The 26,730-nt window shown below is 56.4% G+C and carries 27 protein-coding genes and 1 pseudogene; 7 read left to right on the top strand and 21 right to left on the bottom strand.

Features of this window, described 5'->3' with window-relative positions; genetic code table 11:
• Window positions 1-59: 59 nt before the first annotated feature.
• The 4 genes from V2S86_RS02310 to yfbV all read right to left on the bottom strand — a co-directional run bounded on the left by V2S86_RS02310 (window position 60) and on the right by yfbV (window position 3,158).
• Window positions 60-1,253, bottom strand: a complete 1,194-nt coding sequence (locus V2S86_RS02310) for an IS4 family transposase (RefSeq protein ID WP_330761056.1) — start codon at window positions 1,251-1,253, stop codon at window positions 60-62.
• Between the two features lie 136 nt (window positions 1,254-1,389).
• Window positions 1,390-2,046, bottom strand: a complete 657-nt coding sequence (locus tag V2S86_RS02305) for a sugar phosphatase (protein ID WP_330761055.1) — start codon at window positions 2,044-2,046, stop codon at window positions 1,390-1,392.
• A gap of 16 nt (window positions 2,047-2,062) precedes the next feature.
• Window positions 2,063-2,557 carry a YfbU family protein gene (locus V2S86_RS02300; RefSeq protein WP_330763139.1) on the bottom strand — a complete coding sequence of 165 codons (495 nt, stop codon included), beginning with the start codon at window positions 2,555-2,557 and terminating at the stop codon, window positions 2,063-2,065.
• 145 nt (window positions 2,558-2,702) lie between these two features.
• On the bottom strand, window positions 2,703-3,158 hold the full coding sequence (yfbV, locus tag V2S86_RS02295; protein WP_330761054.1) for a terminus macrodomain insulation protein YfbV: 456 nt from the start codon (window positions 3,156-3,158) through the stop codon (window positions 2,703-2,705).
• 355 nt (window positions 3,159-3,513) lie between these two features.
• Here yfbV and ackA point away from each other — a divergent pair, with 355 nt between their 5' ends.
• Window positions 3,514-4,716, top strand: a complete 1,203-nt coding sequence (gene ackA / locus V2S86_RS02290; RefSeq protein WP_330761053.1) for an acetate kinase — start codon at window positions 3,514-3,516, stop codon at window positions 4,714-4,716.
• Between the two features lie 196 nt (window positions 4,717-4,912).
• Window positions 4,913-7,069, top strand: a complete 2,157-nt coding sequence (gene pta, locus V2S86_RS02285; RefSeq protein ID WP_330761052.1) for a phosphate acetyltransferase — start codon at window positions 4,913-4,915, stop codon at window positions 7,067-7,069.
• A 77-nt stretch (window positions 7,070-7,146) separates the two neighbouring features.
• Here pta and yfcD read toward each other — a convergent pair whose 3' ends face one another.
• The gene (gene yfcD, locus V2S86_RS02280) at window positions 7,147-7,704 is read right to left on the bottom strand and encodes an NUDIX hydrolase YfcD (RefSeq protein ID WP_330761051.1); all 558 of its coding nucleotides are present in this window, start codon (window positions 7,702-7,704) and stop codon (window positions 7,147-7,149) included.
• Between the two features lie 90 nt (window positions 7,705-7,794).
• Complete coding sequence (gene yfcE, locus V2S86_RS02275; RefSeq protein WP_330761050.1) at window positions 7,795-8,355, bottom strand: phosphodiesterase; 561 nt, start codon at window positions 8,353-8,355, stop codon at window positions 7,795-7,797.
• 299 nt (window positions 8,356-8,654) lie between these two features.
• On the opposite strand from yfcE, the gene yfcG reads away from it, so the two are divergent.
• The 3 genes from yfcG (at window position 8,655) to V2S86_RS02260 (ending at window position 10,702) form a co-directional block, all read left to right on the top strand.
• Window positions 8,655-9,284 carry a GSH-dependent disulfide bond oxidoreductase gene (yfcG, locus tag V2S86_RS02270; RefSeq protein WP_330761049.1) on the top strand — a complete coding sequence of 210 codons (630 nt, stop codon included), beginning with the start codon at window positions 8,655-8,657 and terminating at the stop codon, window positions 9,282-9,284.
• Between the two features lie 104 nt (window positions 9,285-9,388).
• Window positions 9,389-9,760, top strand: coding sequence for a dihydroneopterin triphosphate 2'-epimerase (folX, locus tag V2S86_RS02265; RefSeq protein WP_330761048.1), 372 nt, complete (start codon window positions 9,389-9,391; stop codon window positions 9,758-9,760).
• A gap of 27 nt (window positions 9,761-9,787) precedes the next feature.
• A complete protein-coding gene (locus V2S86_RS02260; RefSeq protein ID WP_330761047.1) occupies window positions 9,788-10,702 on the top strand; it encodes a TIGR01777 family oxidoreductase in 915 nt (304 codons plus the stop codon).
• A gap of 42 nt (window positions 10,703-10,744) precedes the next feature.
• On the opposite strand, the gene hisP is transcribed toward V2S86_RS02260, so the two are convergent.
• The 15 genes from hisP to V2S86_RS02185 all read right to left on the bottom strand — a co-directional run bounded on the left by hisP (window position 10,745) and on the right by V2S86_RS02185 (window position 25,292).
• Window positions 10,745-11,518, bottom strand: coding sequence for a histidine ABC transporter ATP-binding protein HisP (gene hisP, locus V2S86_RS02255; protein ID WP_330761046.1), 774 nt, complete (start codon window positions 11,516-11,518; stop codon window positions 10,745-10,747).
• An 18-nt stretch (window positions 11,519-11,536) separates the two neighbouring features.
• Window positions 11,537-12,241, bottom strand: a complete 705-nt coding sequence (locus V2S86_RS02250) for an ABC transporter permease (protein WP_330761045.1) — start codon at window positions 12,239-12,241, stop codon at window positions 11,537-11,539.
• Entirely contained in the window at window positions 12,238-12,924 is a 687-nt protein-coding gene (locus V2S86_RS02245) for a histidine ABC transporter permease HisQ (protein ID WP_006317051.1), read from the bottom strand. The genes V2S86_RS02250 and V2S86_RS02245 overlap by 4 nt, the downstream gene beginning before the upstream one ends.
• A gap of 85 nt (window positions 12,925-13,009) precedes the next feature.
• The gene (gene hisJ / locus V2S86_RS02240; protein ID WP_006317052.1) at window positions 13,010-13,792 is read right to left on the bottom strand and encodes a histidine ABC transporter substrate-binding protein HisJ; all 783 of its coding nucleotides are present in this window, start codon (window positions 13,790-13,792) and stop codon (window positions 13,010-13,012) included.
• Between the two features lie 302 nt (window positions 13,793-14,094).
• Entirely contained in the window at window positions 14,095-14,667 is a 573-nt protein-coding gene (locus tag V2S86_RS02235; RefSeq protein WP_330761044.1) for a UbiX family flavin prenyltransferase, read from the bottom strand.
• 130 nt (window positions 14,668-14,797) lie between these two features.
• The gene (purF, locus tag V2S86_RS02230; protein WP_330761043.1) at window positions 14,798-16,315 is read right to left on the bottom strand and encodes an amidophosphoribosyltransferase; all 1,518 of its coding nucleotides are present in this window, start codon (window positions 16,313-16,315) and stop codon (window positions 14,798-14,800) included.
• 21 nt (window positions 16,316-16,336) lie between these two features.
• Window positions 16,337-16,837 (bottom strand): colicin V production protein, encoded by a 501-nt coding sequence (gene cvpA / locus V2S86_RS02225; protein ID WP_330761042.1) that lies wholly within the window; start codon window positions 16,835-16,837, stop codon window positions 16,337-16,339.
• Window positions 16,838-17,070: 233 nt separating this feature from the next.
• Window positions 17,071-17,814: a cell division protein DedD gene (dedD, locus tag V2S86_RS02220; RefSeq protein WP_330761041.1), complete on the bottom strand. Its 744-nt coding sequence runs from the start codon at window positions 17,812-17,814 to the stop codon at window positions 17,071-17,073.
• Complete coding sequence (folC, locus tag V2S86_RS02215) at window positions 17,815-19,080, bottom strand: bifunctional tetrahydrofolate synthase/dihydrofolate synthase (RefSeq protein ID WP_330761040.1); 1,266 nt, start codon at window positions 19,078-19,080, stop codon at window positions 17,815-17,817.
• A gap of 208 nt (window positions 19,081-19,288) precedes the next feature.
• Window positions 19,289-20,197 carry an acetyl-CoA carboxylase, carboxyltransferase subunit beta gene (gene accD / locus V2S86_RS02210; RefSeq protein ID WP_330761039.1) on the bottom strand — a complete coding sequence of 303 codons (909 nt, stop codon included), beginning with the start codon at window positions 20,195-20,197 and terminating at the stop codon, window positions 19,289-19,291.
• Between the two features lie 234 nt (window positions 20,198-20,431).
• Window positions 20,432-21,094: a DedA family protein gene (locus V2S86_RS02205; RefSeq protein ID WP_330761038.1), complete on the bottom strand. Its 663-nt coding sequence runs from the start codon at window positions 21,092-21,094 to the stop codon at window positions 20,432-20,434.
• A gap of 76 nt (window positions 21,095-21,170) precedes the next feature.
• Window positions 21,171-21,992 (bottom strand): tRNA pseudouridine(38-40) synthase TruA, encoded by an 822-nt coding sequence (gene truA / locus V2S86_RS02200; RefSeq protein ID WP_330761037.1) that lies wholly within the window; start codon window positions 21,990-21,992, stop codon window positions 21,171-21,173.
• On the bottom strand, window positions 21,992-23,002 hold the full coding sequence (locus V2S86_RS02195) for an aspartate-semialdehyde dehydrogenase (protein WP_330761036.1): 1,011 nt from the start codon (window positions 23,000-23,002) through the stop codon (window positions 21,992-21,994). Before V2S86_RS02195 ends, truA begins: the two co-directional genes overlap by 1 nt.
• 149 nt (window positions 23,003-23,151) lie before the next feature.
• Window positions 23,152-24,273: a 4-phosphoerythronate dehydrogenase PdxB gene (pdxB, locus tag V2S86_RS02190; protein WP_330761035.1), complete on the bottom strand. Its 1,122-nt coding sequence runs from the start codon at window positions 24,271-24,273 to the stop codon at window positions 23,152-23,154.
• 245 nt (window positions 24,274-24,518) lie between these two features.
• Window positions 24,519-25,292: an AraC family transcriptional regulator gene (locus tag V2S86_RS02185; protein ID WP_330761034.1), complete on the bottom strand. Its 774-nt coding sequence runs from the start codon at window positions 25,290-25,292 to the stop codon at window positions 24,519-24,521.
• A gap of 123 nt (window positions 25,293-25,415) precedes the next feature.
• On the opposite strand from V2S86_RS02185, the gene V2S86_RS02180 reads away from it, so the two are divergent.
• Together V2S86_RS02180 and V2S86_RS02175 are read left to right on the top strand one after the other, a co-directional pair.
• Window positions 25,416-26,315, top strand: coding sequence for a DMT family transporter (locus V2S86_RS02180; RefSeq protein WP_330763138.1), 900 nt, complete (start codon window positions 25,416-25,418; stop codon window positions 26,313-26,315).
• A gap of 37 nt (window positions 26,316-26,352) precedes the next feature.
• Window positions 26,353-26,730 (top strand): annotated as a pseudogene (locus V2S86_RS02175) (PLP-dependent aminotransferase family protein); the annotation flags it as partial.

Raw genomic sequence — 26,730 nt, 5'->3', positions numbered from 1 at the left:
TAAAAACTAGCATAAAAAAACCCCGCCGATGCGCTGAGAGATCCCCACAAAACTCAGCGCTAATAAACCAGCACCATACTTCGGTAGGCTCTGGCGAGGTGGTTAAGAACGATATCCAGTACTGTTCGGGTTAAAATTAGCGGAGAGTGTCGCAAGATATTCTCCGCTAATGTCAAAAATGATATGACTCGCCGTGATTTAATACTGCTTGCCTGATATCTAAGATGTAATCCTTTACTTTCAGCATGATAGCCAATCAACCACAAAACTACTGTGGCCAGCGTAGCAAGCAAACTCAGCACCTGCATCCGTCCTTCCGAGCCGCTGTGACTGGCACCAAGCCCAAAACCAAAGCGCTCACTTTTCTCATCACGGAAATTCTGTTCAATCTGCATTCTACGACTATATAACTTCATGATCTCACGTGGTTTAAATTCATCGCTACTGCTAAAGATAAGCCACGGCTCATTCGCGGCTGCACGTCCATCACGTTCTTGCGAGTGGCGGGAAATTCGACAGCGCCCTCGTTTGCTTTTTCTCCCTTTAGATGCCTTTTTATGGAGATAAAAGTGACCGTTACACTGGGCATATTCTGTACGTGCCAATGTACCGGGACCTAAATATTCTGATTCACTGCTGGCGTACAGTTCCTGTCTTCTGACCCAGCACTCGCCGTTTGTATTCAATCGGAGCTGGATATTCCCTCTGACTCGCCCGATAAAATCCCAACCTAATGATTGAATATGGCGGAAGCAGGCATTTTGAAAACCCGCATCGGTGATGATAATCACCCTGGTTTTTGGTGTAATTGCCCGAGCAAGAGAATTAAGAAACGCCTTCTGTATCTCTGCATTCTGCTGCTTTTTAGAGGGGACTATCTGACTTAAAAGAGGAATGGAACGCCCGTCGCAAATCAGGCTGGTCCTTAAAACATGGTACTCCTGAGAAGGATAACCACTCCAGTCAACGGCGATCACACACCACGATAGCCGCTGGGTCAGCAGAGAAATAATATTGTTGAATATGAGGGGAATATCTTTTTGCAGAGCGGTATTACCGAGCAGACGGTCAACGCGTTTTATCTTGTTTTTTACTTGTGCCGGACCTGAAAGATGGCGCCCAATGCTGGTCAATGTAAGCGAAGCACCACGAGTTAGGGCAACGGTGGCATCCAAAAGCGCGTTCTGGCGATATTGATGAAACGGGGCTAAGGCATCATGAAAAAAGTTCTGGCATACTTTACGTGCAGGCATAGAGGTGCTCTCACTTAATTGGTCGCACAATAAGTAGATCACATATCTCTATGCCTGTCTTTTTTTACCCGCCCATTACTGGGGATTCCTCAGCGCCGATGCGGGGTCTAATCAACTTGAGTGAAGATAGGGCTTCTCAGGCGACCCGATCAATCGCAGCGCCCTGCGCTGTCTTCCTGACCGCGATTTGCTCCAGGGACGACAACAGCAGATCGACCTGATCCAGCTTGGGCGCATCGGCCGGCGCATTCACCGCAATCACCTGGCAGCCCGCCGCCAACCCGGAAAGGATCCCGGCGGCCGCGTCCTCAACCACCACGCAATCTTGCGGTGCCAACCCCAGGCGCTCGGCCCCCAGCAGATAGGCATCCGGCTGAGGCTTGCCATGTTTTACCTGCTCGGCGGTGATAAATACCTCCGGCTGCGGCAAGCCGCCTGCGTTACGGCGAGCGGTAGCGACCGGAATAGAGCCGGAGGTGACGATCGCCCACGGAATGTCGAGCGCATTCAACCGCGCCAGCAAGGCAGCGGCCCCCGGCAATGCGGTGACGCCGTCGGTGTCCTGCGCTTCTACCTGCTCCAGCAGCAAAAACTCCTGCTGAATGGCAGCCTCGCTTTCACCGGGCATAAAGTGACGCAACGAGGTAATGGCCTGTTTACCGTGAATAAAATCCAGTACGTCCTGCGGATTAATACCGCGGCGTTTGGCCCAGTTAATCCAGGCACGTTCTACCGCCGGCAGAGAATCAACCAACGTCCCATCAAGATCGAACAGAAAACCCTTACACTCCACAGGAAACCTCTTTTAATCAGGCATTGATAATTTGCGCAATCTCAACGGCGCTCAAGTGATACTGACGTGGGCATGACAGCCAAATAGCCAACATACGCTGGTATTTTTCCCACATTTTGGTTTGGGCGTTAAAGCCGTGGCTGCCGGAATCGAAATGAGTATAGCGCCCCTCGGTGGTAACAAGGAAACGCACATAGCTCAGATAGCGCGCTTCAGTGGCGGCATCAAAGCCGAGAAATGCCAGGCGGCGCGCCTCAATCCCCTGTTTTTCTTTCAGATTATCCCAGGATACCTGCAACGCGTGGTGCATCTCCATCACGTTGATGATAGTGCGGCACACCTCTTCGCTCATTTCGCCGAAATCGCGATCCAGCTCGCGCATCTGCAAACCAAAGCCACGCTCGACGATAGTCTGCAAACGGCGGTAACGTTCGGTGTTATCCGGGTCGAGCAGCGTCATCATCTTGTACTGGTTCGACAGGATCAGTCGTTGGGCATGGGTCATTTCCATCATAATTTCCTCGGTAAATTGCTTATGACGAAAGCATCGCACAGCGCAATATTGCAGGAAATCACAACTCGCAGGTTCTTTGATTTAAACCGGGGTTATTGGCCTGAAGGGTAAAAAGGCCGCAATCCATGCGGCCATTTCGCGGTTAAAGATCGTCGAGGAAGGTTTTATCCAACTGCTTGAAAGCACGTTTCAGCAGATCCGCCAGCGTTTGATAGGTCGGGGTCCCTTCCACCGGCGCGATCGCCTGGCCGGCTTCCGCCAGCCTGTTGCGCACCTCATGGAACCACTGCAACAGCGTTGGCGGCAAAGGTGTGACAGAACGACGACCCAGCCACCACAGGCCTTGCATCGGCATGCTGCAGGCGAACAACGCGGTGGCGATAGCCGGACCGAGCTGGCCGCCCAACGCAATTTGCCAGGTCAAGGTAAACACCGCCAGCGGCGGCATAAAGCGGACGGCAAAACGGGTGACGCTCGCAACGCGATTCTCCGGAAAGACCGGAGCCAGACGTTTGTCTGACGGCCAGGTTTTCATATAATGCTGCCCGCGCTGGAAGACCTGAAACCAGCTTACGGAACCGGACGGTTTGCTCGTCATCGCGTACCTCAACGTCACGTAGTAAAAATGGGGGTACTGCAAACACAATACTAAAAAATTTGAAGCTTTAAATTTATTTTGTGTTTGCTGCAGGCTATCGGTATCCTAGGCCGGCCTTTTGGCCGGTAGAAGATGACAATAATTCTGTCAACTTTTAGCCCTATAAAAATGAAGATTATTTAAACCGCAGAGAAATCATCGGTTTTTTCATCGTCATGTGATTTATGCACTTCACATGATGTTAATCATAAATGTCAACGGCATTATGCGCTACGCTTGTTGTCTGATTGACGATTAATTCACCACGTGTTTGGTTTTTCCTTTAACAACACGAACTATTTAAGTAGGTACTTCCATGTCGAGTAAGCTAGTACTGGTTCTTAACTGCGGCAGTTCTTCCCTGAAATTCGCTATCATCGATGCTGTCAACGGTGAAGAACACCTCTCCGGCCTGGCCGAATGTTTCCACCTGCCTGAGGCTCGCCTCAAGTGGAAGATGGACGGCGCCAAACACGAAGCGGCTCTGGGTGCCGGCGCTGCGCACAGCGAAGCACTGAACTACATTGTTAATACTATTCTGGCACAGAAACCGGAGCTTTCCGCACAGCTGACCGCTATCGGCCACCGCATTGTACACGGCGGCGAGAAGTTTACCGCTTCTGCCGTGATCAATGACGAAGTCTTGCAGGGTATCAAAGATTCGGTGCCATTTGCACCACTGCATAACCCGGCGCATCTGATCGGTATCGCCGAGGCACTGAAATCATTCCCTAACCTGGCGGATAAAAACGTTGCCGTGTTCGACACCGCGTTCCACCAGACCATGCCGGAAGAATCTTACCTGTACGCCCTGCCGTACAGCCTGTATCGCGATCACGGCGTTCGCCGCTATGGCGCACACGGCACCAGCCACTTCTACGTGACCCAAGAAGCCGCGAAGATGCTGAACAAGCCGGTTGAAGAAGTGAACGTGATCACCTGCCACTTGGGCAACGGCGGTTCCGTTACCGCAGTGCGCAACGGCAAATGCGTCGACACTTCCATGGGTCTGACCCCACTGGAAGGCCTGGTGATGGGCACCCGCAGCGGTGACATCGATCCGGCGATCATCTTCCACCTGCACGACTCCCTGGGCATGAGCGTTGATCAAATCAACAAAATGCTGACCAAAGAATCCGGCCTGCTGGGCCTGACCGAAGTCACCAGCGACTGCCGTTATGTTGAAGACAACTACGCCAGCAAAGCCGACGCCAAGCGTGCAATGGACGTATTCTGCCACCGTCTGGCCAAATACATCGGTGCTTACAGCGCACTGATGGACGGCCGCCTGGACGCGGTGATCTTCACCGGCGGCATCGGCGAGAACGCCGGCATGGTGCGTGAACTGACCCTGAATAAACTGGGCCTGCTGGGCTTCGAGATCGACCACGAGCGCAATATGGCCGCCCGTTTCGGTAAATCCGGCGCCATCACCAAAGACGGCAGCCGCCTGGCGCTGGTTATCCCGACCAACGAAGAATTGGTCATCGCGCAAGACGCATCCCGTCTGACCGCGTAACGCTCTCCGACACCGTCAGCCAAGGCTGGCGGTGCTGTTTTAGCCTTCATACTTGAAGCCGCAGCCACGTTGACTGCACGCGTTCACCCAGGTCATTTAGTTATCTAAACTCCCAGGGCCTCACGCGTTTGCCGCCTAGCTGCAACTTCAGTTATTTTGGCTATAGCCTCATGTTAATCGTGAAGAGGACTATTCTGTGTCACGTACAATTATGTTGATCCCCACTGGCACCAGCGTCGGTCTGACCAGCGTCAGCCTGGGTGTCATCCGCTCCATGGAGCAGCAAGGCGTTCGTCTGAGCGTGTTCAAACCTATCGCCCAGCCACGCACCGGCGGCGACTCTCTCGACCAGACCACCACCATCATCCGCAGCAACTCCACCATTCCGGCGGCCGAACCGCTGCGCATGAGCTACGTTGAGGGCCTGCTGAGCTCCAACCAGCAAGACGTGCTGATGGAAGAGATCGTGGCTCGCTACCATGAGAACACCAAAAACGCGGAAGTGGTGCTGATCGAAGGCCTGGTACCGACCCGTAAACACCAGTTCGCCAACGCGCTGAACTATGAAATCGCCAAAACCCTGAATGCGGAAATCGTCTTCGTGCTGGCCCTGGGCAACGATTCCCCGGCACAGCTGAAAGAACGCATTGAGCTGGCTCGCAGCAGCTTCGGCGGCAGCAAAAACAAGAACATCACCGGCGTCATCATCAACAAATTGAACGCGCCGGTTGACGAACAGGGCCGCACCCGTCCTGACCTGTCCGAGATCTTCGACGACTCCACCAAAGCCAGCGTGACTAACATTGATCCTGCGCAACTGTTTGCCAACAGCCCGCTGCCGGTGCTGGGCTGCGTGCCCTGGAGCTTTGATCTGATCGCCACTCGCGCCATCGACATGGCCCGCCACCTGAAGGCTACCGTGATCAACGAAGGCGATATCATGACTCGCCGCGTGAAGTCCGTAACCTTCTGTGCGCGCAGCATTCCGCACATGCTGGAACACTTCCGCCCAGGCTCACTGCTGGTCACCTCCGCAGACCGTCCTGACGTGCTGGTTTCCGCCTGTCTGGCGGCGATGAACGGCGTGGAAATCGGCGCCATTCTGCTGACCGGCGGCTATGCCATCGACGCGCCGATCAAAAAGCTGTGTGAACGCGCCTTCCAGACCGGCCTGCCGGTATTTAGGGTCGACACCAACACCTGGCAGACTTCGCTCAGCCTGCAAAGCTTCAACCTCGAAGTGCCGTCGGACGACCATCAGCGCATCGAGAAAGTGCAGAACTACGTGGCCAGCCACATCAACGCAGAGTGGATCGAGTCGCTGACCGCCACCTCCGAGCGTTCACGTCGCCTATCTCCACCGGCATTCCGCTACGAGCTGACCGAGTTGGCGCGTAAAGCCGGCAAACGTATCGTCCTGCCGGAAGGCGACGAGCCACGCACCGTGAAAGCGGCAGCCATCTGTGCCGAACGCGGTATCGCGGAATGCGTCCTACTGGGCAACTCGGAAGAGATCCAGCGCGTAGCTGCGGCTCAAGGCGTTGAACTGGGCAAAGGCATCGAAATCGTTGATCCGGTCGTCGTGCGCGAGCAATACGTGCCGCGCCTGGTTGAGCTGCGCAAGAGCAAGGGCATGACCGAAGTGGTTGCGCGCGAGCAGTTGGAAGATAACGTGGTTCTCGGCACCCTAATGCTGGAGAAAGGCGAAGTCGACGGTCTGGTTTCCGGCGCGGTTCACACCACCGCCAACACCATCCGCCCACCGCTGCAGCTGATCAAAACCGCACCGGGCAGCTCGCTGGTGTCCTCCGTGTTCTTCATGCTGCTGCCTGACCAGGTTCTGGTGTACGGCGACTGCGCGATCAACCCGGATCCGACCGCCGAGCAGCTGTCAGAAATCGCGATTCAGTCGGCAGACTCCGCCGCTGCCTTCGGTATCGAGCCGCGCGTGGCGATGATCTCCTACTCTACCGGCAACTCCGGTGCGGGCAGCGACGTCGAGAAAGTGCGTGAAGCGACCCGCCTGGCTCAGGAAAAACGCCCTGACTTGATCATCGACGGCCCGCTGCAGTATGACGCCGCCATCATGGCTGACGTAGCGAAATCCAAAGCGCCGAACTCGCCGGTTGCCGGCCAGGCTACCGTGTTCATCTTCCCGGATCTGAACACCGGTAACACTACCTATAAAGCGGTACAGCGTTCTGCTGACCTGGTATCCATCGGGCCAATGCTGCAAGGCATGCGCAAGCCGGTGAACGACCTGTCACGCGGCGCCTTGGTAGACGATATCGTTTACACCGTGGCGCTGACCGCCATTCAGTCTGCACAGGCTGATGCGGCTGCCAAAGCTTGATAACCCCAGCGTTATCGGATAAAAAAAGCCGGTCAATTGATTGACCGGCTTTTTCATGTTGGCAACCTGCCGACTAATCAGGCACTTTCGTCGGTGTCGCGTAGCGGTTTACCGTAAGCCTGCTCGTTGTTGCGCGTCAGCCACAACGACAGCGCCTTCAGCGAATCCGGGGTGAATTCGTCGCAGCGGGCGGTGATCTCTTCCGGCGTCAGCCAACTCACCTCAACCACTTCTTCTTCCTGCAGGGCGAACGGCCCGTGGGACACGCAGCTAAACAGTGCGCCCCATACCCGGCATTGCTCTTCTTCAAAATAGAACAGGCCATGTTCGGCAAAGGGCACGCCGGCAATACCCAGTTCCTCTTCCGCCTCGCGGCGTGCGGAATCAAGCACATTCTCGCCGCTTTGCACTACTCCGCCCGCGGTGGCGTCCAGCCAGCCCGGATAGAAATCTTTAATGTCGGTGCGACGCTGCACCAGAATTTTACCCATTCCATCATGCACCACAATATAGGTAGCACGATGACGCAGCCGTTGAGCACGCATCTGTTGGCGACTTGATTGAGCAATCACTTCGTTTTGCTCGTTGACGATATCAACCCACTCGGTATCTGCAGCCTGACCCTGTTCCGCCATCCTCTAAAACCTTCTATTTTGGCGCGTTGCATCCCGCGCACTGGTTAATCAATGAGTGTTTTTCAAAGATTTTTATTGTGTGTGTATAAATTAGTGTGTTTGGTGCGTTAACGCCACCTCTGCAATAGCCTTGCCGCTCTGCAGTGCAACCACACTTAAAATACCGTCCTCCAGTATGCCATAACTGGCGGGAAAGCCCCCTTTCGGAATGCTGACCGAGCCTGGATTAAAGCAATAAATCTCTCCCTGCCACTCCGCCTGCGGTAGATGACTGTGGCCATAGACCAGGACATCGCCGGAAGATAATGGCGGCAGTGTCGAGGGATGATAAAGGTGACCGTGGGTTAAAAACAATCGTCTTTTTTGCAGCAACACCTGCTGCCAGGATGCGGTGATGGGAAACGTCAACAACATTTGATCAACTTCACTGTCACAATTGCCGCGAACGGCGATGATCTTGTCGCTATAGCGATTCAATTGCTCAGCAACCTGAGTGGGTTGATAACCTGCCAGCAGCGCATTTCGCGGCCCATGATTCAGCAAATCGCCCAGAAGAATCAGCCAGTCGGCACCGCTTTGTTCAAATCGATCCAATACGCTTTCGGTGGCGGGGAGTGAGCCGTGTATATCAGAGGCGAATATCAGCTTCATAACCATTCCTTTAGCATGGATATATGCGCTATTTTATCGCAGTGGCCAAGGACGGCAAGGCTGACAAAAGGTTAAACCCCATTGGCCTGAAATTGTGATGTCTCTTGCGGTTATAGCATCAGACGAATCTCACATAGCCTGCTATTCTTAGCTGCTATTGTTGGTAACCCTAATGCCCGCTGCCTTCCAAGCTGCAGCTTGGAATTCATGGGTATAGTTGAAACTCTGATGTACCTTTGTGCGGCGAAGACCGCGACAACGTGTAATGACTTACAGATCACTTTACCGCAGGAGGCACCATGATTGACCTGTATTACGCGCCTACTCCCAACGGTCACAAAATTACCCTGTTTCTGGAGGAGGTTGGCTTACCTTACCGTATCCACCGCGTAAATATCAGCGCCGGCGACCAGTTCAAGCCGGACTTTCTGAGCATTTCACCCAACAACAAAATCCCGGCGATTGTCGATAAACAACCGGTTGACGGCGGTGCGCCCATCAGCCTGTTCGAATCCGGCGAAATCCTGCTGTATCTGGCGGAGAAAACCGGCAAATTGCTGAGCAAAGGGCTGCGCGAGCGCGCCGCCACGCTACAGTGGCTGTTCTGGCAGGTGGCGGGTTTTGGCCCCATGCTCGGGCAGAATCACCATTTCAACCATTACGCGCCGCAGCCGGTGCCTTACGCCATCGAGCGTTACCATCTGGAAACCAAGCGCCTGTATGGCGTGCTGGAAGCCGAGCTGCAAAAACACCCGTATCTGGGCGGCGACAACTACAGCATTGCCGATATCGCCACCTATCCCTGGGTGGTTTCGCATCCGCGCCAGCGCATCGATCTGGCGGATTATCCGGCGGTGCGCAACTGGTTCGAACGCATCAGCAACCGCCCGGCGACCGGGCGCGCCTATAAATTGGCCGAGCAGGGTTAACCGCCCGACTCCCCGGCCTCCGGGGAGTTTCTCCCGGCTCGTTATCTTTTCCCTACTTTCCGTGTATTCTGAGCGCCAATAATCAGACCTGTGGAGACTCTCTGATGTCATTCAGTCAACCCGACGCCATTATTCGTATCAAAAATCTGCGGTTGCGTACTTTCATCGGTATCAAGGAAGAAGAAATCAACAATCGTCAGGACATCCTGATTAACGTGGCAATCCACTACCCGGCGGATAAGGCGCGCAATAGCGAAAACATCGACGACGCGCTCAACTACCGCACCATCACCAAAGCGATCATCCGCCACGTTGAAGATAACCGCTTCGCCCTGCTGGAAAAATTAACTCAGGATGTGCTCGATATCGTGAAAGAACATGTCTGGGTAACCTATGCTGAAGTAGAGATCGATAAACTACTGGCCCTGCGTTATGCCGACTCGGTTTCCATGACCATGAGTTATCGCCGGGGCTGAAACAATAGCGTATCAGGGAGGTTGACCATGCGGATCCTGATCACCGGCGCCACAGGATTGATAGGAAGCAGCCTGACGCAGCGGCTGCTGAGTTTGTCCCACTCCATCACGGTACTGACCCGTGACGTACAACGTGCGCGTGAACGGTTTGGCGAACAAGTCAGCTACTGGTCAACGTTGCAGGACCAAACGTCGCTGGATGGCTTTGACGCCGTGATCAACCTGGCCGGTGAGCCTATCGCCGACAAACGCTGGAGCAAGGCGCATAAAGAGCGCCTGTGTCACAGCCGTTGGGATCTGACCGAGCGGTTAGCGGCGTTGATTAACGCCGGCAGTTCACCCCCCGGCGTGCTGATTTCCGGGTCCGCCGCCGGCTACTATGGCGATCAAGGCCAGGCGGTGGTCACCGAAGATGAAGCTCCGCATGACGAATTCACCCATCAACTCTGCCAACGGTGGGAATCCCTGGCACTGCAAGCGCAAAGCGACGCAACCCGTGTCTGCCTGCTGCGCACCGGCGTGGTGCTGGCAAACAAAGGCGGAGCGCTGGCGAAAATGCTGCCGCCGTTCCGTCTGGGGCTGGGCGGGCCGATAGGCAATGGCCGCCAATATCTGCCCTGGATACATCTGGACGACATGGTCAACGGCATTCTCTATTTGCTGGAACACGCTACCCTGCAGGGCCCCTTCAATATGGTCGCCCCCTACCCGGTGCATAATGAACAGTTCGCGGCCCAACTCGCCAACGTGCTCGATCGTCCGGCATTTTTGCGTGTGCCGGCATTTGCCATGCGTTTACTGATGGGGGAAGCGGCGGTGTTGGTCCTGGGCGGTCAACGGGCGGTGCCGAAGCGGCTGGAGGAGGCGGGTTTCAGTTTCCGGTTTCTGGAGCTGGAACAGGCGCTGGATGACGTTATCAATCAACGGATCGACAAGCGCTGAGGGGAATGCCGGGGCCAGGCAGAACCGGCCCCAGGCAAGGGGTTATTTTAAAGCGCCGGAAAGGAACTGCTGCAGGCGCGGGCTTTTTGGATTGCCGAACAGCTCAGCCGGTGGCCCCTGCTCTTCAATAAGCCCCTTATGCAGGAAAATCACGTGGCTTGAAACATGGCGCGCAAACTCCATCTCGTGCGTCACCACCACCATGGTTTTCCCCTCTTCGGCCAGCTTCTGCATGATACGCAGCACTTCGCCCACCAGCTCCGGATCCAGTGCCGACGTAGGTTCATCAAACAACAGCACTTCCGGCTCCATCGCCAACGCGCGGGCGATGGAAACACGCTGCTGCTGGCCACCCGACAGATGCACCGGGTATTTGCCGCGCGCGCGTTCGTCGATGCCCACCTTGTCCAGATAGCGCGCTGCGCGCTCGCGCGCTTCGGCCTTGCTCAACCCCAGCACCTGCACCGGCGCTTCCATCACGTTCTCCAGCACCGTCATGTGGCTCCACAGGTTAAAGTGCTGGAATACCATGGTTAGACGAGTACGCAGCAATTGCAGCTGTTTCTTGTCAAAAACCTTCAGTTGGCCGTCTTTGTCGCGCACCATGCGGATATCTTCATTGTTCAAGCTGATGGAGCCTTCGCTTGGCTTCTCCAGGAAGTTAATGCAGCGCAAAAAGGTGCTTTTACCGGACCCCGAAGATCCAATGATGCTAATCACATCCCCTGCATTCGCCGCCAGCGACACGCCTTTCAGTACTTCGTGTTCGCCATAACGCTTATGCAGTTCAGTGACGGCTAATTTATTTTCAGACATGGTTTTTCCCCGTCATTATCAGTGATTAACGTGCGGCATCCAGCGTTTTTCGGCCTTGCGGAACAGGCTGATCAACACGTAGGAGATCGCCAGATACAGCGCCGCCGCAATGCCAAAGGCATAGAACGGCTGATAGGTCGCCGCGTTGATATCTCGCGCTATCTTCAACAGATCCGGCACGGTGGCGGTAAATGCCAGCGCGGTGGAGTGCAGCATCAGGATCACTTCGTTGCTGTAAGCCGGCAGTGCGGTACGCAGCGCCGAAGGCAGAATGATGCAGCGGTACATTTTGAAACGAGAGAAACCATAGGCACTGCCCGCCTCAATTTCACCGTGCGGCACCGCGCGGATCGCCCCGGCGAAGATCTCGGTGGTGTAGGCGCAGGTGTTCAGCGTCAGCGCCAGAATGGTGCAATTAAGCCCGCTGCGGAAGAACGCATTGAGGAAATCCGTACCCCGCACGATCTCCAGGCTGTACATCCCCGAATAAAACACCAACAGCTGCACATACAGCGGCGTGCCGCGGAATATGTAGGTGTAGAGCCACACCGGAAAACGTACCCAGGAGATTGAGGAAACGCGCGCCACCGCCATCGGTATCGCCAGCAAGCCGCCCATCACCACCGATGAGATCAGCAGCCACAGCGTGACCGCCACACCGGTGAAACGGTAACCGTCGCTCCACAGCAGCGATTGCCAATACTGTTGCAAAATCTCAATCATAATTCGGCCCTCTTGACGCCCAATGAATAACGCCGTTCAAGCCACAACAACACGCCATTGGAAACGGTGGTAAAAACCAGATAAACCACACCGGCCACTATCGCAAAGAAGAAGGGTTGATAGGTGCCTTTGCCGGCCAGTTGAGTGGCTTTCACCACGTCGTTCAAACCCAGAATCGACACCAGCGCCGTCGCCTTGAGGATCACCTGCCAGTTGTTGCCGATGCCCGGCAGGGCAAAACGCATCATCGCAGGGAACAAGATGCGGCGGAAAATCTGCGAGCCGGAGAAACCGTAAGCGGTAGCCGCCTCGATTTGCCCCTTCGGCACCGCCATATAAGCGCCGCGAAAGGTTTCCGTGAAATAGGCACCATAGATAAAGCCGAGGGTGATAATCCCCGCGCTGAGCGGATCGATATCAATTTGCGAAAAACCGAGCAGTTCTGTGAGGTTATTCAGCGCAATCTGCAAGCCATAGAAAATCAGCAGCATCAGCACCAAATCAGGCACGCCGCGGATCAGCGTGGTATAGGCACCAAACAGCGTAGAAAGCAGGCGGTTATGGGAAAGTTTGCCGCCGGCACCGATCAAACCAATCACCAGCGCCAGCAGTACGGAACTGAGGGCCAGTTCCAGCGTCACCAGAGCGCCCTCAAATATCAGTTGGGAATAGCCTTGCAGCATCTACTTCACCCTGTCGTCATTGGAGCCCGAACCATCGGGGCCAGCGAACTGACCCCGTAGTCACACCATGGAACGGTACGTGGCATTAACCGCCGTAGACGTCAAAATCGAAGTATTTTTTCGCAAACTTGTCGTAAGTGCCGTCTTTGCGCATGTCGGCAAAGGCTTTATCCAGCGCCGCCTTCAGCTCGGTATCGGTCTTGCGCAACCCCATGCCGGTGCCCACGCCAAAGAACTTGTCATCTTTCACCGATTCGCCGGCGAAAGCGTAATCCTTGCCCGGAGGCTGCTTCAGGAAACCGTCGCTGCCCGCCACTTCATCCTGGAAGGCGGCATCAATGCGGCCGGACGCCAGGTCGGCATACACCAGGTCCTGGTTCTGGTACGGCACCACGGTGATGCCCTTAGGCTGCCACATGGCGTTCGCATAGGCTTCCTGGGTGGTGCCCTGCAGCACGCCCACGCTCTTGCCTTTCAGCGCGTCCACGGTTGGCAGCAGCTTCGAACCTTTCGGCGCGATCAGGCGGGCGTTGGCGGCGTACAGCTTGTCGGTAAAGGCAATTTCCTGCTGGCGTTTTTCGGTGATCGACAATGAAGAGATGATGGCGTCAATTTTCTTCGCCTTCAGAGAAGGGATCAGCGCGTCAAAATCGCTTTCCACAAAGGTACATTGGGTATTTATGCGTTTGCACAGCTCTTTGGCCAGATCGATATCAAAGCCGACCAACTCACCTTTGGCATTTTTGGATTCAAATGGTGCATAGGTCGGATCGGTACCTATCTTCAGCGTTGATGGTACTGCGGCAAATGCGCTGCTTACCGCGCTCAAAGCCAAGACTAAAGGAAGAACCTTAACCAGCTTTTTCATAAATTACCCTCAAATTGATTTTTTTGATGCCACTGCGGGCATTACTTTCCCACCAAATCAATTTGCAGTAATCGTGCCATATTTGTTGCTGTAGGCGGAGGGAGCGGCTCCGGCCTTCACAAAACTGTTTCCTGGGACGATAACCGCAAAAATAAATCGGCCAGTCAGGGCCGCGTCACGGGCAATGGCAAAATGCCAGAGCCTTGAAACAGTGAGCGTGATGGAGTGGGATCATTATGGTGCATGTGCCGCCCTAATTCAGTGCTGTGTTGCACAAATGTGCCAAATTGGGGATAAATTTGTTAATTTGAGCCTTGCCAACGGGTGAACAAATCTTTCGGTAATTCAATGTCGAACTGATCGACCACCCGATTCACGGTTTGATCGATGATCTCATCGACGCTTTTCGGTTGGTGATAAAACGCCGGTACCGGCGGCATGATCACCGCGCCCATTTCCGCCGCCTGCGTCATCAGGCGCAAATGGCCTATATGCAACGGGGTTTCACGCACGCACAGCACCAGCCGGCGGCGTTCTTTCAGTACCACATCGGCGGCGCGCGTCAGCAGGCCGTCGCTATAACTGTTGGCAATACCGGATAACGTCTTGATTGAACAAGGTAAAATCACCATGCCCAGGGTTTTGAACGAACCGGAAGAAATGCTGGCACCGATGTCGCGCGCATCATGCACCACGTCGGCCAGCGCCTGCACTTCACGCAGGCTGAGCTCGGTTTCCAGCGACAGCGTCTGCCGCGCCGCGTTGCTCATCACCAAATGGGTTTCCACCTCTGCGACGTCACGCAATGCATGCAACAGACGCACGCCGTAGATTGCGCCGCTGGCACCGGAAATACCGATGATGAGTCGTTTCATAAAGCTGGCCTCTGCCGAAGAGAAAGTAGGATCAGGCAGACTTTGCCGGAATGGCGGAGCATAAGCAAGTCAGGGGGAGGATAATGCACCGCGAAACGCCGCGGTGCACTTTTTTGGCTAGCGCCGAGGCTTAACCTTCGTTATGCATTTCCAGATTTTCTGCTTCGGTCTGGCCACGCATCGCCTTGGCGTCGTCGTTACGCAGCGATTCCAGATACTCGAGGTAACTTTGGTCTACGTCTTTGGTGACATAGATACCGTTAAACACCGAGCATTCGAACTGGGTAATGTCCGGGTTCTCTTCACGCACCGCTTCGATCAGATCGTTCAAATCCTGGAAGATCAAACCGTCGACACCGATGATCTGGCGGATTTCATCCACTTCGCGGCCGTGGGCAATCAGTTCGTTGGCGCTTGGCATATCAATGCCGTACACGTTCGGGAAACGAATTTCCGGCGCAGCGGAAGCCAAATAAACGCGTTTCGCCCCGGCGTCACGCGCCATCTCAACAATCTGCTCGGACGTGGTGCCGCGCACGATGGAGTCATCCACCAGCAGCACGTTCTTGTCGCGGAACTCGGCGCGGTTGGCGTTCAGCTTGCGACGTACCGACTTACGGCGCGCCTGCTGGCCCGGCATGATGAAGGTACGGCCAACATAGCGGTTCTTCACAAAGCCCTGGCGATACGGCTTATCCAGGATACGCGCGATTTCCAATGCGATATCGCAGGACGTTTCCGGGATCGGGATCACCACGTCGATGTCCAAATCTTCCCACTCGCGGGCAATCTTCTCGCCCAGCTTCTGCCCCATGCGTACACGGGCGCTGTAGACCGAAATCTTGTCCATAAAGGAGTCTGGACGAGCGAAATAGACGTATTCGAACAGGCACGGATTGGTTTTCGGGTTCTCTGCGCACTGGCGGGTGAACAGTTGGCCCTTCTCGGTGATGTACACCGCTTCGCCCGGCGCCACGTCGCGCAGGAACTCAAAGCCCAGGGTATCCAGCGCCACGCTCTCGGAGGCCACCATATACTCGCAGCGACCGTCTTCAAGCTGGCGTTTGCCGATCACCAGCGGGCGAATGCCGTTCGGGTCGCGGAACGCCAGCAGACCGTGGCCGATGATCATCGCCACGCAGGCGTAGGCACCGCGCAGTTGCTGATGCATGGCGGCAACGGCGGTAAAGATGTTGTCTGACTCCAGCGGATAGTCCGGGAAGCGGTCCAGCTCACTGGCCAGAACGTTCAGCAGGATCTCGGAATCGGAGGTGGTGTTGACATGGCGGCGGCCGCTTTCAAACAGCTTTTGGCGCAGCTCATGGGCGTTGGTCAGGTTGCCGTTGTGGGCCAGCGTAAGGCCGAACGGAGAGTTTACATAAAATGGTTGAGCCTCTGAGGCACTGGAGCTGCCAGCCGTCGGGTAGCGCACATGGCCAATACCCATGTTGCCCTGCAAGCGCTGCATATGGCGTGCCTCAAACACATCCTTCACCAGACCATTTGCTTTACGCAGACGGAACCCGTTATGGGCATCTATGGTGACGATGCCTGCGGCATCCTGGCCACGGTGCTGAAGCACCATCAACGCATCATAAATCGACTGGTTTACCGGCATAAAACCGGCGATACCGACAATACCGCACATGTTGTCTTTTCCTCATCAGCGCTACCGCCCCGGTAAATGGATCGGTAAGAAACTCGACGTGCTCTGCAGGTAGTCAAAGAACCACCTGATGATATAACTGAACTGGGGAATAAGCTGTGACTGTTTCCAGTCGTCACTTTGCGAGAAGCCGGTAAAGGTATCCAGGAAAAACAGTATCGCCGAAACGATCAACACCCCGCGCAGTGCGCCGAAACAGACGCCCAGCACCCGGTCGGTGCCTGATAACCCGGTTTTTTCTACCAATGAGCTAATCACATAGTTGGCAATGGCTCCTACGATCAGGGTCGCGATAAACAAGATGGCAATCGCGATGCCGTTTCGCACCAGTTCATCTTCAAAACGAGTGAAGTAGACCGCAAGGTAAGAGTAGAAATGGCTGGCAACAAAAAACGCACATCCCCATGTCACAAGTGACAATGCTTCGCGAACAAACCCTCGGATCAGGCTCACCAGAGCCGAAAATCCAATCACCGCTATAATGACGTAATCAATCCAGACCATGAACTATTCCAATGATGAATCGCCCCTGCATCCAATTCGCGGCGAATTCTAACAGAAAAAGAAAACGTTTGCGTAGGGGATTTCCCAGCGCACAACAAATAAAAAACGGCGATAAAAAAATTCTCAATCGCCGCGCCTACATAGGCCATTTTGCCTGTGAAAGGCACATTTTCAATAGTGATTACACCAGCACTCATCGATTCAGGGGCACAGCATGCTGTGCCCCTGTCCTGTCAACGAGCGCCGTAGGGCTTCACCTGGCCGCTCAAACCGCTGATGGAATTCAGCGCAGACAGCGAAGACTGCAGCTTCTGTTTTGACGCGTCCGGACCCACGTAGATCCGGGTGATTTGCCCCTGTACCGGCGTTGACGGCACGGTGAAGGCGCGATAGCCGGACAGCCTGAGTGACGCCACGACCTCATTCACCTTGGCGGCGTTCTTCAGCGCACCCAGTTGCACCACATAAGCCTGCCCTGCCGGCGCTTTCTCTTCCGCAGCCGACTTAGGTTCTGGCTTCGGCTCAGGTTTGGGTTCCGATTTAACTTCCGGGACAACCTCAGGCTTCGGCTGAACGACCGGTTTCGGCTGCTGCACCGGTTTTGGTTTCACTTCCACCGGTTTGGTTTCGACCGGCTTCGGCTTAGGTTGCTGTACCGGGCGAGTTTCGACCGGCGGCGCGACCTGAACCGGCTGTTGCGCCGTCTGGCGTGCGGCCTGCTGCGAGGCCGCTTCGTTCGCCGCCTGCTGCTCAACCAAGGCGCCCGCCCCTTCCGGCGGCTGCGCCGGCAAAGACTGGGTTACCGGCGGCACCGCGTCGTTCTCTTCCACGTCTCCCGGTTTTGGCACCAGGGGAATGGCCGCGAACTCATCCTCGTAATGTTTCTTTTTTCCATCCAGCAGCCCTGGCAGGATAATGACCCCCAGCGCGACCAGAATAACGGTTCCTACCAATCGGTTTTGAAATTTGCTTGCCACTCACACTCCCCGCATCTCGTCTAACGCCGCCATCACATGCGCAACGGTGTGGAACGATCCACAGACGATCACAATATCCTGAATATCAGCGTCCTGCATAGCCTGACGCCAGGCAGTTTCGACATCGGCAAACTGCCGCGGTTCCGTCAAATGTTGCGCCAGCGATTCAACGCTGGCACCACGCGGCCCTTCCAGCGGCGCGCAATACCATTCATCCACCTGTTCGCTCAGGCAAGCCAGCGTGCCGGCAATGTCTTTATCCGACAGCATACCCACCACGGCGCGCACTTTGCCGCCCTTGCGCGGCAACTTCGCCAGACGCCCGGCCAGATAGCCTGCGGCGTGCGGGTTATGTGCCACGTCGAGGATCAGCATCGGATCCTGTCGCACAATCTGGAAGCGCCCAGGCAGCGTCGCCTGCTGCAGACCGGCGAAGATCGCCCGCTCATCGATTTCCAACGCGGAATAGTGCAACGCCGCCAGCGCGGTCGCAGCATTGGCTAGCGGGACGTTGGGCATCGGCAGTTCAGTCAGCTGCGTGCCGCCGCCTTCCCACTGCCAGCGTTCGCCCTGTTCGCTGAAAGTCCAGGCTTCGCCACGACGATACAGCGTCGCGCCCAGTTTTTCCGCCACCTCGCGGATGGTGGCAGGCATACCCGGTTCGCCTACCACTGCCGGCTTGCCGCCGCGGAAAATTCCGGCCTTCTCGCGACCGATACTTTCGCGATCGTTGCCCAGCCAGTCGGTATGATCCAGCGCGATGCTGGTGACCACAGCCACGCTCGGATCGACGATGTTAGTCGCATCCAGGCGGCCGCCAAGGCCAACTTCCAGGATCACCACGTCAAGCTTAGCCTGTTTGAACAGGTGCAGCGCCGACAGGGTGCCAAATTCGAAATAGGTCAGTGAGGTTTCACCCCGACCCGCCTCAATGGCGGCGAACGAGCGGCTGTGCTCCGCCTCGCTCAGCTCATCGCCCTGAATGCGTACCCGCTCGGTATAACGCACCAGATGCGGCGAGCTGTAAACGCCAACGCGCAGGCCGGCCGCCATCAAAATGGCTTCCAGAGTCCGGCAGGTCGTGCCTTTGCCGTTGGTGCCGGCAACGGTGAACACCGTCGGTGCAGGGGTGAGTAAATCAAGATGCGCCGCAACGCGCTGTACGCGTTCCAGGCCAAGCTCGATCGCCTGGCTGTGCAGACGTTCAAGATAATAAAGCCACGAGCTCAATGGCGACGTGGCTTGGGGAATTTGGTGGTTTTGCATGAGTCCCATCACTGATTGGGTTCATTGATCCATCAGGGCACCCCCCTCACCGCGGTAAAGGCGATGCTCTCCGTAACACCCGTCACCTTTCAAGCCACAGCGGGTTGACTGCAACGTGAAATTCATAGGGCATATCAGCCGGCACTTAGCCACAAAATGGCGGCTGAACCCCGCGCGGGCTTGTGCCTGCACGGGGGACTTTTCTGCCTCAGGCGTCGGCCTGATTTTCCGGTGCGACTACCGGCTCTGCCTCATCGAAATGCGGCTGCGGCTGGTGGGTCAGCTTGGAAAGGATGCTCGCCAGAGTGCGGCGCATTTCCGGGCGACGCACGATCATGTCGATTGCGCCTTTTTCAATCAGGAACTCGCTGCGCTGGAAGCCCGGCGGCAGTTTTTCACGCACGGTCTGCTCGATAACGCGCGGGCCGGCAAAGCCGATCAACGCTTTCGGCTCGGCGATATTGATATCGCCCAGCATCGCCAGACTGGCGGAAACGCCGCCCATGGTCGGATCGGTCAGCACCGAAATGTACGGCAACCCGCGTTCCTGCAGTTTCGCCAGCGCTGCGCTGGTCTTCGCCATCTGCATCAGCGACATCAGCGCTTCCTGCATACGCGCACCGCCACTGGCTGAGAAACACACCAGCGGGCAGTTGTCTTCCAACGCCTGTTCAACCGCGCGTACGAAACGCGCACCGACCACGGAAGACATGGAACCGCCGATAAAGGCGAATTCGAAAGAAGCGGCGACAATAGGCATGCCGTACAGCGTGCCTTTCATGACGACCAACGCATCTTTCTCGCCGGTCGCTTTCTGTGCGGCAACCAGGCGATCTTTATACTTTTTGGAATCCTTGAACTTCAGAACGTCTTTCGGCTCCAGTTCGCTGCCCAGTTCTACCTCACTGCCCTCGTCAAGCAGGGTATGCAGGCGCATGCGCGCAGTCATGCGCATGTGGTGGTCGCACTTAGGACACACTTCCAGATTACGTTCCAGCTCGGCGCGATAGAGAACCTGACCGCAGCTGTCACATTTGGTCCAGACCCCTTCAGGAATGCTCGCCTTACGGGTTTGTGTAATATTGCTCTTGTTAAGAATTCGTTCAATCCAGCTCATCGATGACCTTTCTGTTTGAACCTGACGGACACCCGTCCGCTGTTCATGCTTTAACAATCCCCCCGCAGACAGACCCAATGAAAAAGTGCCTGAGCAAAACGCGACAAACGCGTGACCGAGGCACTGGCTTCAGGGCTTGTTCGCGAGAACAGACCATAAATGTCGCTCATTAAACCATATCGACCCGACACTGTGGATAAAAAACTGGTCGAACCGACAGGTTAAGCGATGTTTTTACTGTTTTTGCTGGCGGGCAGCCGCGCGCTTATGGCGCCAGATTTCAATGATGCCCGGCAAAATTGAAACCAGGATGATCGCCACGATCAACAGTTTCAGGTTTTCCTGCACGATCGGCAAATCACCGAAAAGGTAGCCAGCATAAGTGAAGAGCAGCACCCAAACCAGCGCGCCAATCACGTTGTAGGCAGCAAAATGACGGTAGGACATTTTCCCCATACCGGCGACGAACGGCGCAAATGTGCGCACGATCGGCACAAAACGCGCCAGAACAATCGTTTTCCCACCATGTTTTTCATAAAACTGATGGGTTTTATCCAGATAGCTGCGGCGGAAAATTTTCGAATTCGGGTTACTGAACAGCTTATCGCCAAACAGCCGGCCAATAGTATAATTCACCGCGTCACCGAGGATCGCAGCCCCTACCATCAGCGCAACCATGGTATGCACATTCAGATCGTTAGTCGGCAGTGCCGCCAGCGCGCCGGCGACAAACAGCAGAGAATCCCCCGGCAGGAAAGGCGTGACCACCAGCCCGGTTTCGCAAAACAGGATCAGGAACAAAATGGCATAGACCCACATACCGTATTGCGCGACCAACTCGGCCAAATGCACGTCAATATGCAGAATAAAATCAATCACAAACTTGATGATGTCCATAGGTTCTCTCTTTTTACCGGGTGTCTCACCCACCCGGCAGATGCACAAGGGAGCAACGCGTCAGGCGCGCCGGCGTTTAATCGTCGGGTAAAAACAGCGGCCCCATCGGCGGCCGGGGCAGATCAAAATGCTCAGGGTAATCGACGGAAACCAGATACAAGCCTTCGGCCCGCGCCGTCGCCGCAGCCAGATTCCGATCCTTCAGCGCCAGCAGTTCGGCCATCCAGTTCTCATCCTGATTGCCGCAGCCGATTTCCATCAGGCTGCCGACAATATTGCGCACCATATGGTGCACAAAGGCATTCGCCTTAATATCTACCACGATATACTCGCCGTAGCGCGTAACCTTAACGTGTTTTACGTTACGCCATGGCGTGCGCGACTGACATTGCACGGCGCGGAACGACGTAAAATCGTTCTCGCCCAGCAGTGCCTGCGCCGCCCTTTCCATCCGTTCGGCATCCAGCGGGTGATAAAAATGGGTCATCCCCTGCTGCAACACCGCCGGGCGGTAGCGGTGGTTATAAATAACGTATCGGTAACGGCGCGCAGTGGCGCTGAAACGCGCATGGAAATCTTCAGGCACACCGGTTACCCAGCGCACGGCGATATCCGGCGGCAGATGGGTGTTGACCCCCAACGTCCAGGCCGCGTCCTTGCGTTGCGCGGTGGTTTCAAAATGCACCACCTGACCGGTAGCGTGCACGCCGGCGTCGGTACGCCCGGCGCACAGTACCGCGATCGGCGCATTTGCCACCTTGCTCAACGCCTGTTCCAGGCAGGCCTGCACGCTGGCGACCTCTTGCTGACGCTGCCAACCGTAGTAACGGCTGCCGTCATATTCAATCCCCAGCGCGATTTTTAACTTCGGCTGGGTGGGCAAGACAACGTCAGACATCAGTACATCTGCTCCTGCACCAGACGCTCTGCGGTTTCGATCGCCATCAGCGCGCCGCCGAAGCTCACGTTGTCCGCCACCGACCAGAACTGCAGGATTTCAGGAATGCCGTAGTCATTGCGCAAACAACCGACGCTCAACGCATCGCTGCCGGACGCTTCCGTTACCTGAGTCGGGTAGTCGTCTTCTTCACTCAGCTGGATATCATCCACCTGCTCCAGTTCGCTGCGCGCCTCTTCGGCAGACATCGGGCGCAGCGCTTCCAGGTGAACCACTTGCGCGTGGCCGTAGAATACCGGCGACTGCACGCAACTCACGGAAATCGGCAGCCCTTCGTCCTGCAAGACTTTGCGCACCTGATCGACAATCAAACGTTCTTCGCGCACGCTGCCCTGTTCGTCGGCCAGCAACGGCAGCAGATTGAACGCCAACTGCTTGGCGAAAACGCCCGGCTCAGCCGGAATGCCGTTCAGCAGGCGAGCGCTTTGGCCGGCCAGATCGTCGACCGCCGCTTTGCCGCGTGCCGATACCGACATCAGGGTGGTGACGTGCAGACGGGAAAGCCCGGCCTGTTCGGTCAAGGGTTTGATCGCCGTCAGCAGTTGGCTGACCATGCTGTCGGCCACGGCGACGATATTGCGATTGCGATAATCCGCCAGCACCTGCGAGTTCACGCCAGGCACCACCAGAGGGATGTCCGGCTCCAGTGCAAACAGGCCGCTGGTGTCGATCACCAGGCAGCCCATGTTGCCGGCTTCTTCCGCATAGCGGGCCGCCGCCTCGGTCCCGGCGACAAAGAACGCCAGTTGTGCCTGCGACCAGTCGAATTCTTCCGCTTTTTGCACCAGCACCGACTTGCCGTTGAAGCGTACCGTTGCCCCGGCACCGCGTTCACTGGCCAAAGGATAGAGCTCGCCCACCGGGAACTGGCGTTCCTGTAATAATTCCAGCAACGCTTCACCTACCGCGCCAGTGGCGCCAAGCAGAGCGATATTCCAGCCGTCAGACATTGGGTTTCTCCAGAGTATTCATTTAAAAGCAGACGGGCAGTGTTGCCACCGCCCGATAATCCTTTGCCGCTTACTGTAGCGGCGATTGCTTAAGGCAACCTTACGTTTGGGTGCAACGCCTTTCTTGCAGGGCGCCGGCATGCCGGCCTCTACAGCACGCCGAAACCCAGCTTGTGCAGCAGCTCCGCGCTGGCGCTGTCATTGCACTGAACGCGCAATGAAGACCATTCACGGCGCTCCTGATAATGCTTGCGCAGGCGATCAAACTCGCCCGGTTGCCCAGCCACTTTGCGCAACGGCGCATCATCGCGGCGCACATCATACACCAAGTGCATCAATCGTTTTAATTTGCCTTCATCCAGCGTTCCGTTCAGCTGGATCTGGCTGAATTCAGGCACCGGCAGCAGCGAGGCCAGCTCAATCTGCTGTGGCCGCCCCAGATGGCGGCTGAAGGCCTCGAACACCTGAGTGGTGCCACGCGCCTTGCCTTCCAACGTGTAACCGGCGATATGCGCGGTGCCGATATCTACCCGCGCCAGCAACGGCAATGAAAGCTCCGGTTCCGGCTCCCAAACGTCCAGCACCGTACTCAGCTTTTTGCCTTTTTCCAGCGCCTGCAGCAGCGCGGCGTTATCCACCACTTCGCCACGGCAGGCATTGATCAGAATACGGTTGTCGGGCAGCGCCGCCAGCAACTCGGCATCAACCAAATGCAGCGAGTGATAGGGGCCGGATTTATTCAGCGGTGTATGGAACGTCAGCACGTCGGCTTCCGCCACCAGTTTTTCCAGTGGCCAGAACTCCCCGGCGTCACCCCGTTCGGCGCGCGGCGGATCGCACAGCAGCGTGCGTACGCCCATGGCTTTAAGACGGGCATCCAGGCGCGAACCTACGTTGCCCACGCCGACAATACCGACGGTTTTGTCGCGCAACTGAAAACCGTCGCGTTCGGCCAGCAGCATCAGTGCAGAGAACACATATTCCACTACCGCAATGGCGTTACAACCTGGCGCCGCGGAAAAACCTATGCCCTGCCGTTTCAGCCAGGCATCATCCACGTGGTCAGTGCCGGCGGTGGCGGTGCCGACAAAACCGATGCGGGTACCGGCCAGCAAATCTTCATTCACTTTAGTCACCGAGCGCACCATCAGCGCGTCGGCATCCGCCAGCGCATCACGCGGGATCGGGCGGCCAGGCACCGCCTGCACGTCCCCCAAACGACTGAACAATTCAGCCGCGTACGGCATATTTTCATCAACCAGGATTTTCACTTGTTACTCCGACGGGTTACGGCTATTTATACCCCAAATAATTGGCGTTGCATCACAACAAAGCCACGACTTTGTTGAACAGCGCTTGCGCTGGCCCCAACGGGGCGAGGCTTTGCCGAGTCACGCGGCAAGAACAGGAGTCCCCAGCAGCTTACTCAGGTAAGTGACTGGGGTAAATGCTCGCAGCCAACACGGAGGCGACGTCAAGTATGAAGAGGTTATCTGGGAAAGAGTGTGCCACCGAATCAGGCCCGACGAAAGCGTTCGGGGGTGCTGCCGGCGATTTGCTGAAACATGACGATAAACGCCGAGGCCGAGCTGTATCCCACCTCCAGCGCGACGTTCTGCACGGTTTTGCCCTGTTCAAGCAGCGAAACGGCATGCAGAAAACGCAACCGCTGGCGCCATTCGCTGAATGACATGCCCAGCTCTTGCCGACAGCGGCGTGACAGGGTGCGTTCGGTGGTATAAACCCGGGCGGCCCAGACGGCGAGCGAGGTGTTGTCCGACGGGCAATGCTCCAGCGCCTCCAGCACCGGTGCCAAAAATTTATCTTCGGACGACGGCAAATAAGCTTGCTGGACTGGCGACAGATGCAATTGATCGATCAGCGCCCGGCACAGCCGCAAATCCTGCTTGCCGTGCGGGATATATTGTTTGCGTGCGTAAAAATCTTCGGCGATGGCGCGGAAAACCGGCGTCACGTTCACCAGGCAGGGGCCGGCCGGCAGCCCGACGCACAGCGACTGCATGATATCCACCATGCGGCACTGCGCCAGCCGCTGGTTGTAGCAAGAGTGCTCTATCCCCGCCGGTGCCCACAGCACAAATTCCGGCGGCGCCAGGAAACGTTGATTGCCGACCTTCATCACCATCACCCCGGCTTTCACCCACATCAGTTGTCCCCAGCGGTGACTGTGCGGCTGGAATTCCGTGCGGGCATTAAACTCCTCGCAACGAAACTGCACCGGGCGCGGTGCCGGGATCAAGGCTTCAGGAAAGTGACGAATTTCTGACATGGTTGCACACCGTGATTTGTCTTGTTGACATAAAATATTGTCTGGATATCGCTATATATAATAAACCGGACACGCGTAGACTAACCAGCATGTCCGTCGTTATTGAGAATAATCATCGTGAATATGTTCTTCCCGCTGTTGGCGGTGTTGATCTGGTCAGTCAACGCCGTCGTCAGCAAACTCTCCGCTACCGCTATCGATCCGGCCGCCATCTCGTTTTACCGTTGGCTGCTGGCGCTGATCGTCCTGACCCCCTTCGTATTACCCGGCGTAATCCGCAATTGGCGGGAAGTGCGCGCCAACGGGTGGAAATTGCTGACCCTTGGCCTGCTCGGCATGGTGCTGTACCAAAGCCTGGCCTACTATGCGGCGCACAGCGTCAGCGCGCTGTTTATGGGTATCATTGTGTCGCTGATCCCGTTGCTGACCATCCTGATCAGCATCGTGCTGTTGCGCATTGCGCCGACCGTCGGCGTGGCGATCGGCAGCGTGCTGTCATTCGGCGGATTGATCTGGCTGGTCAGCGCCGGTCATCCAGGCGAGCTGCTGCAACATGGCATCGGCAAGGGAGAACTGATGATGTTCGCCGCCGCCGCTTCCTATGCGCTGTACGGCGTGCTGACCAAACGCTGGATGATTGCTCTGCCTAATTGGCAGTCACTGTATGTGCAAATCCTGTTCGGCGTGGTGCTGTTGCTGCCCAACTTTCTGATGGCGCAGGATGTCGGGCTGAACAGCCAGAATATCCCACTGGTACTGTTCGCCGGTATCCCGGCGTCGATCATCGCGCCTTTCTTGTGGATCCAGGGCGTAATTCGCCTCGGCGCCAATACCGCGTCGATATTTATGAACCTGTCACCGGTATTTACCGCCGTCATCGCCGTGCTGTTTCTGCATGAACAGCTGCACAGCTATCATCTGATCGGCGGTGGCGTCACGTTGCTGGGTGTTATTTTGTCGCAACGCCTGCGCACGCCGTTAGGGCGCAAGGCAAAAGCTTCAGCGCCCGGCGTGGAGTCCTAAGAAGGCAGCAGTTGAAAACGCACCCGCACCAGCAGGCCGCCAAGCGCTGGACGCCTTTGTCACCATCGGCCGCTATGACAAACAGCTGCGGCGCGCCGGGCGGATCTACCGCCAGCACCGCGATGCCATGGTCACGGCATTGCAGCAGCATCTGCCGCACGGCTGCCACTTTGAAACGCCCGAGGACGGGTTATTTATCTGGCTAACGCTGCCCGCTGCGGTTAACAACGAAGCGCTGATGCCGGTGGCCTGGCGCCACGGCGTCACCTTCGCACGCGGAGAGTGTTTTTATGCCCGGGAACAGCATGGCGCGCATGGCCTGCGGCTGAATTTCGCCGCCAACACGCCGCCGCTGATTGAGGAAGGTATCGCCCGACTCTGCCGGGCGATTAATGAGGTCATCGCCGCCGAATAG

This window comes from Serratia sp. C2(1) (assembly GCF_036352655.1).
GTDB classification, from domain to species: Bacteria; Pseudomonadota; Gammaproteobacteria; order Enterobacterales; family Enterobacteriaceae; genus Serratia; species Serratia inhibens.
Note: the sequence above shows the minus strand (reverse complement) of the source record. Positions and strands in the feature narration are given on the sequence as shown.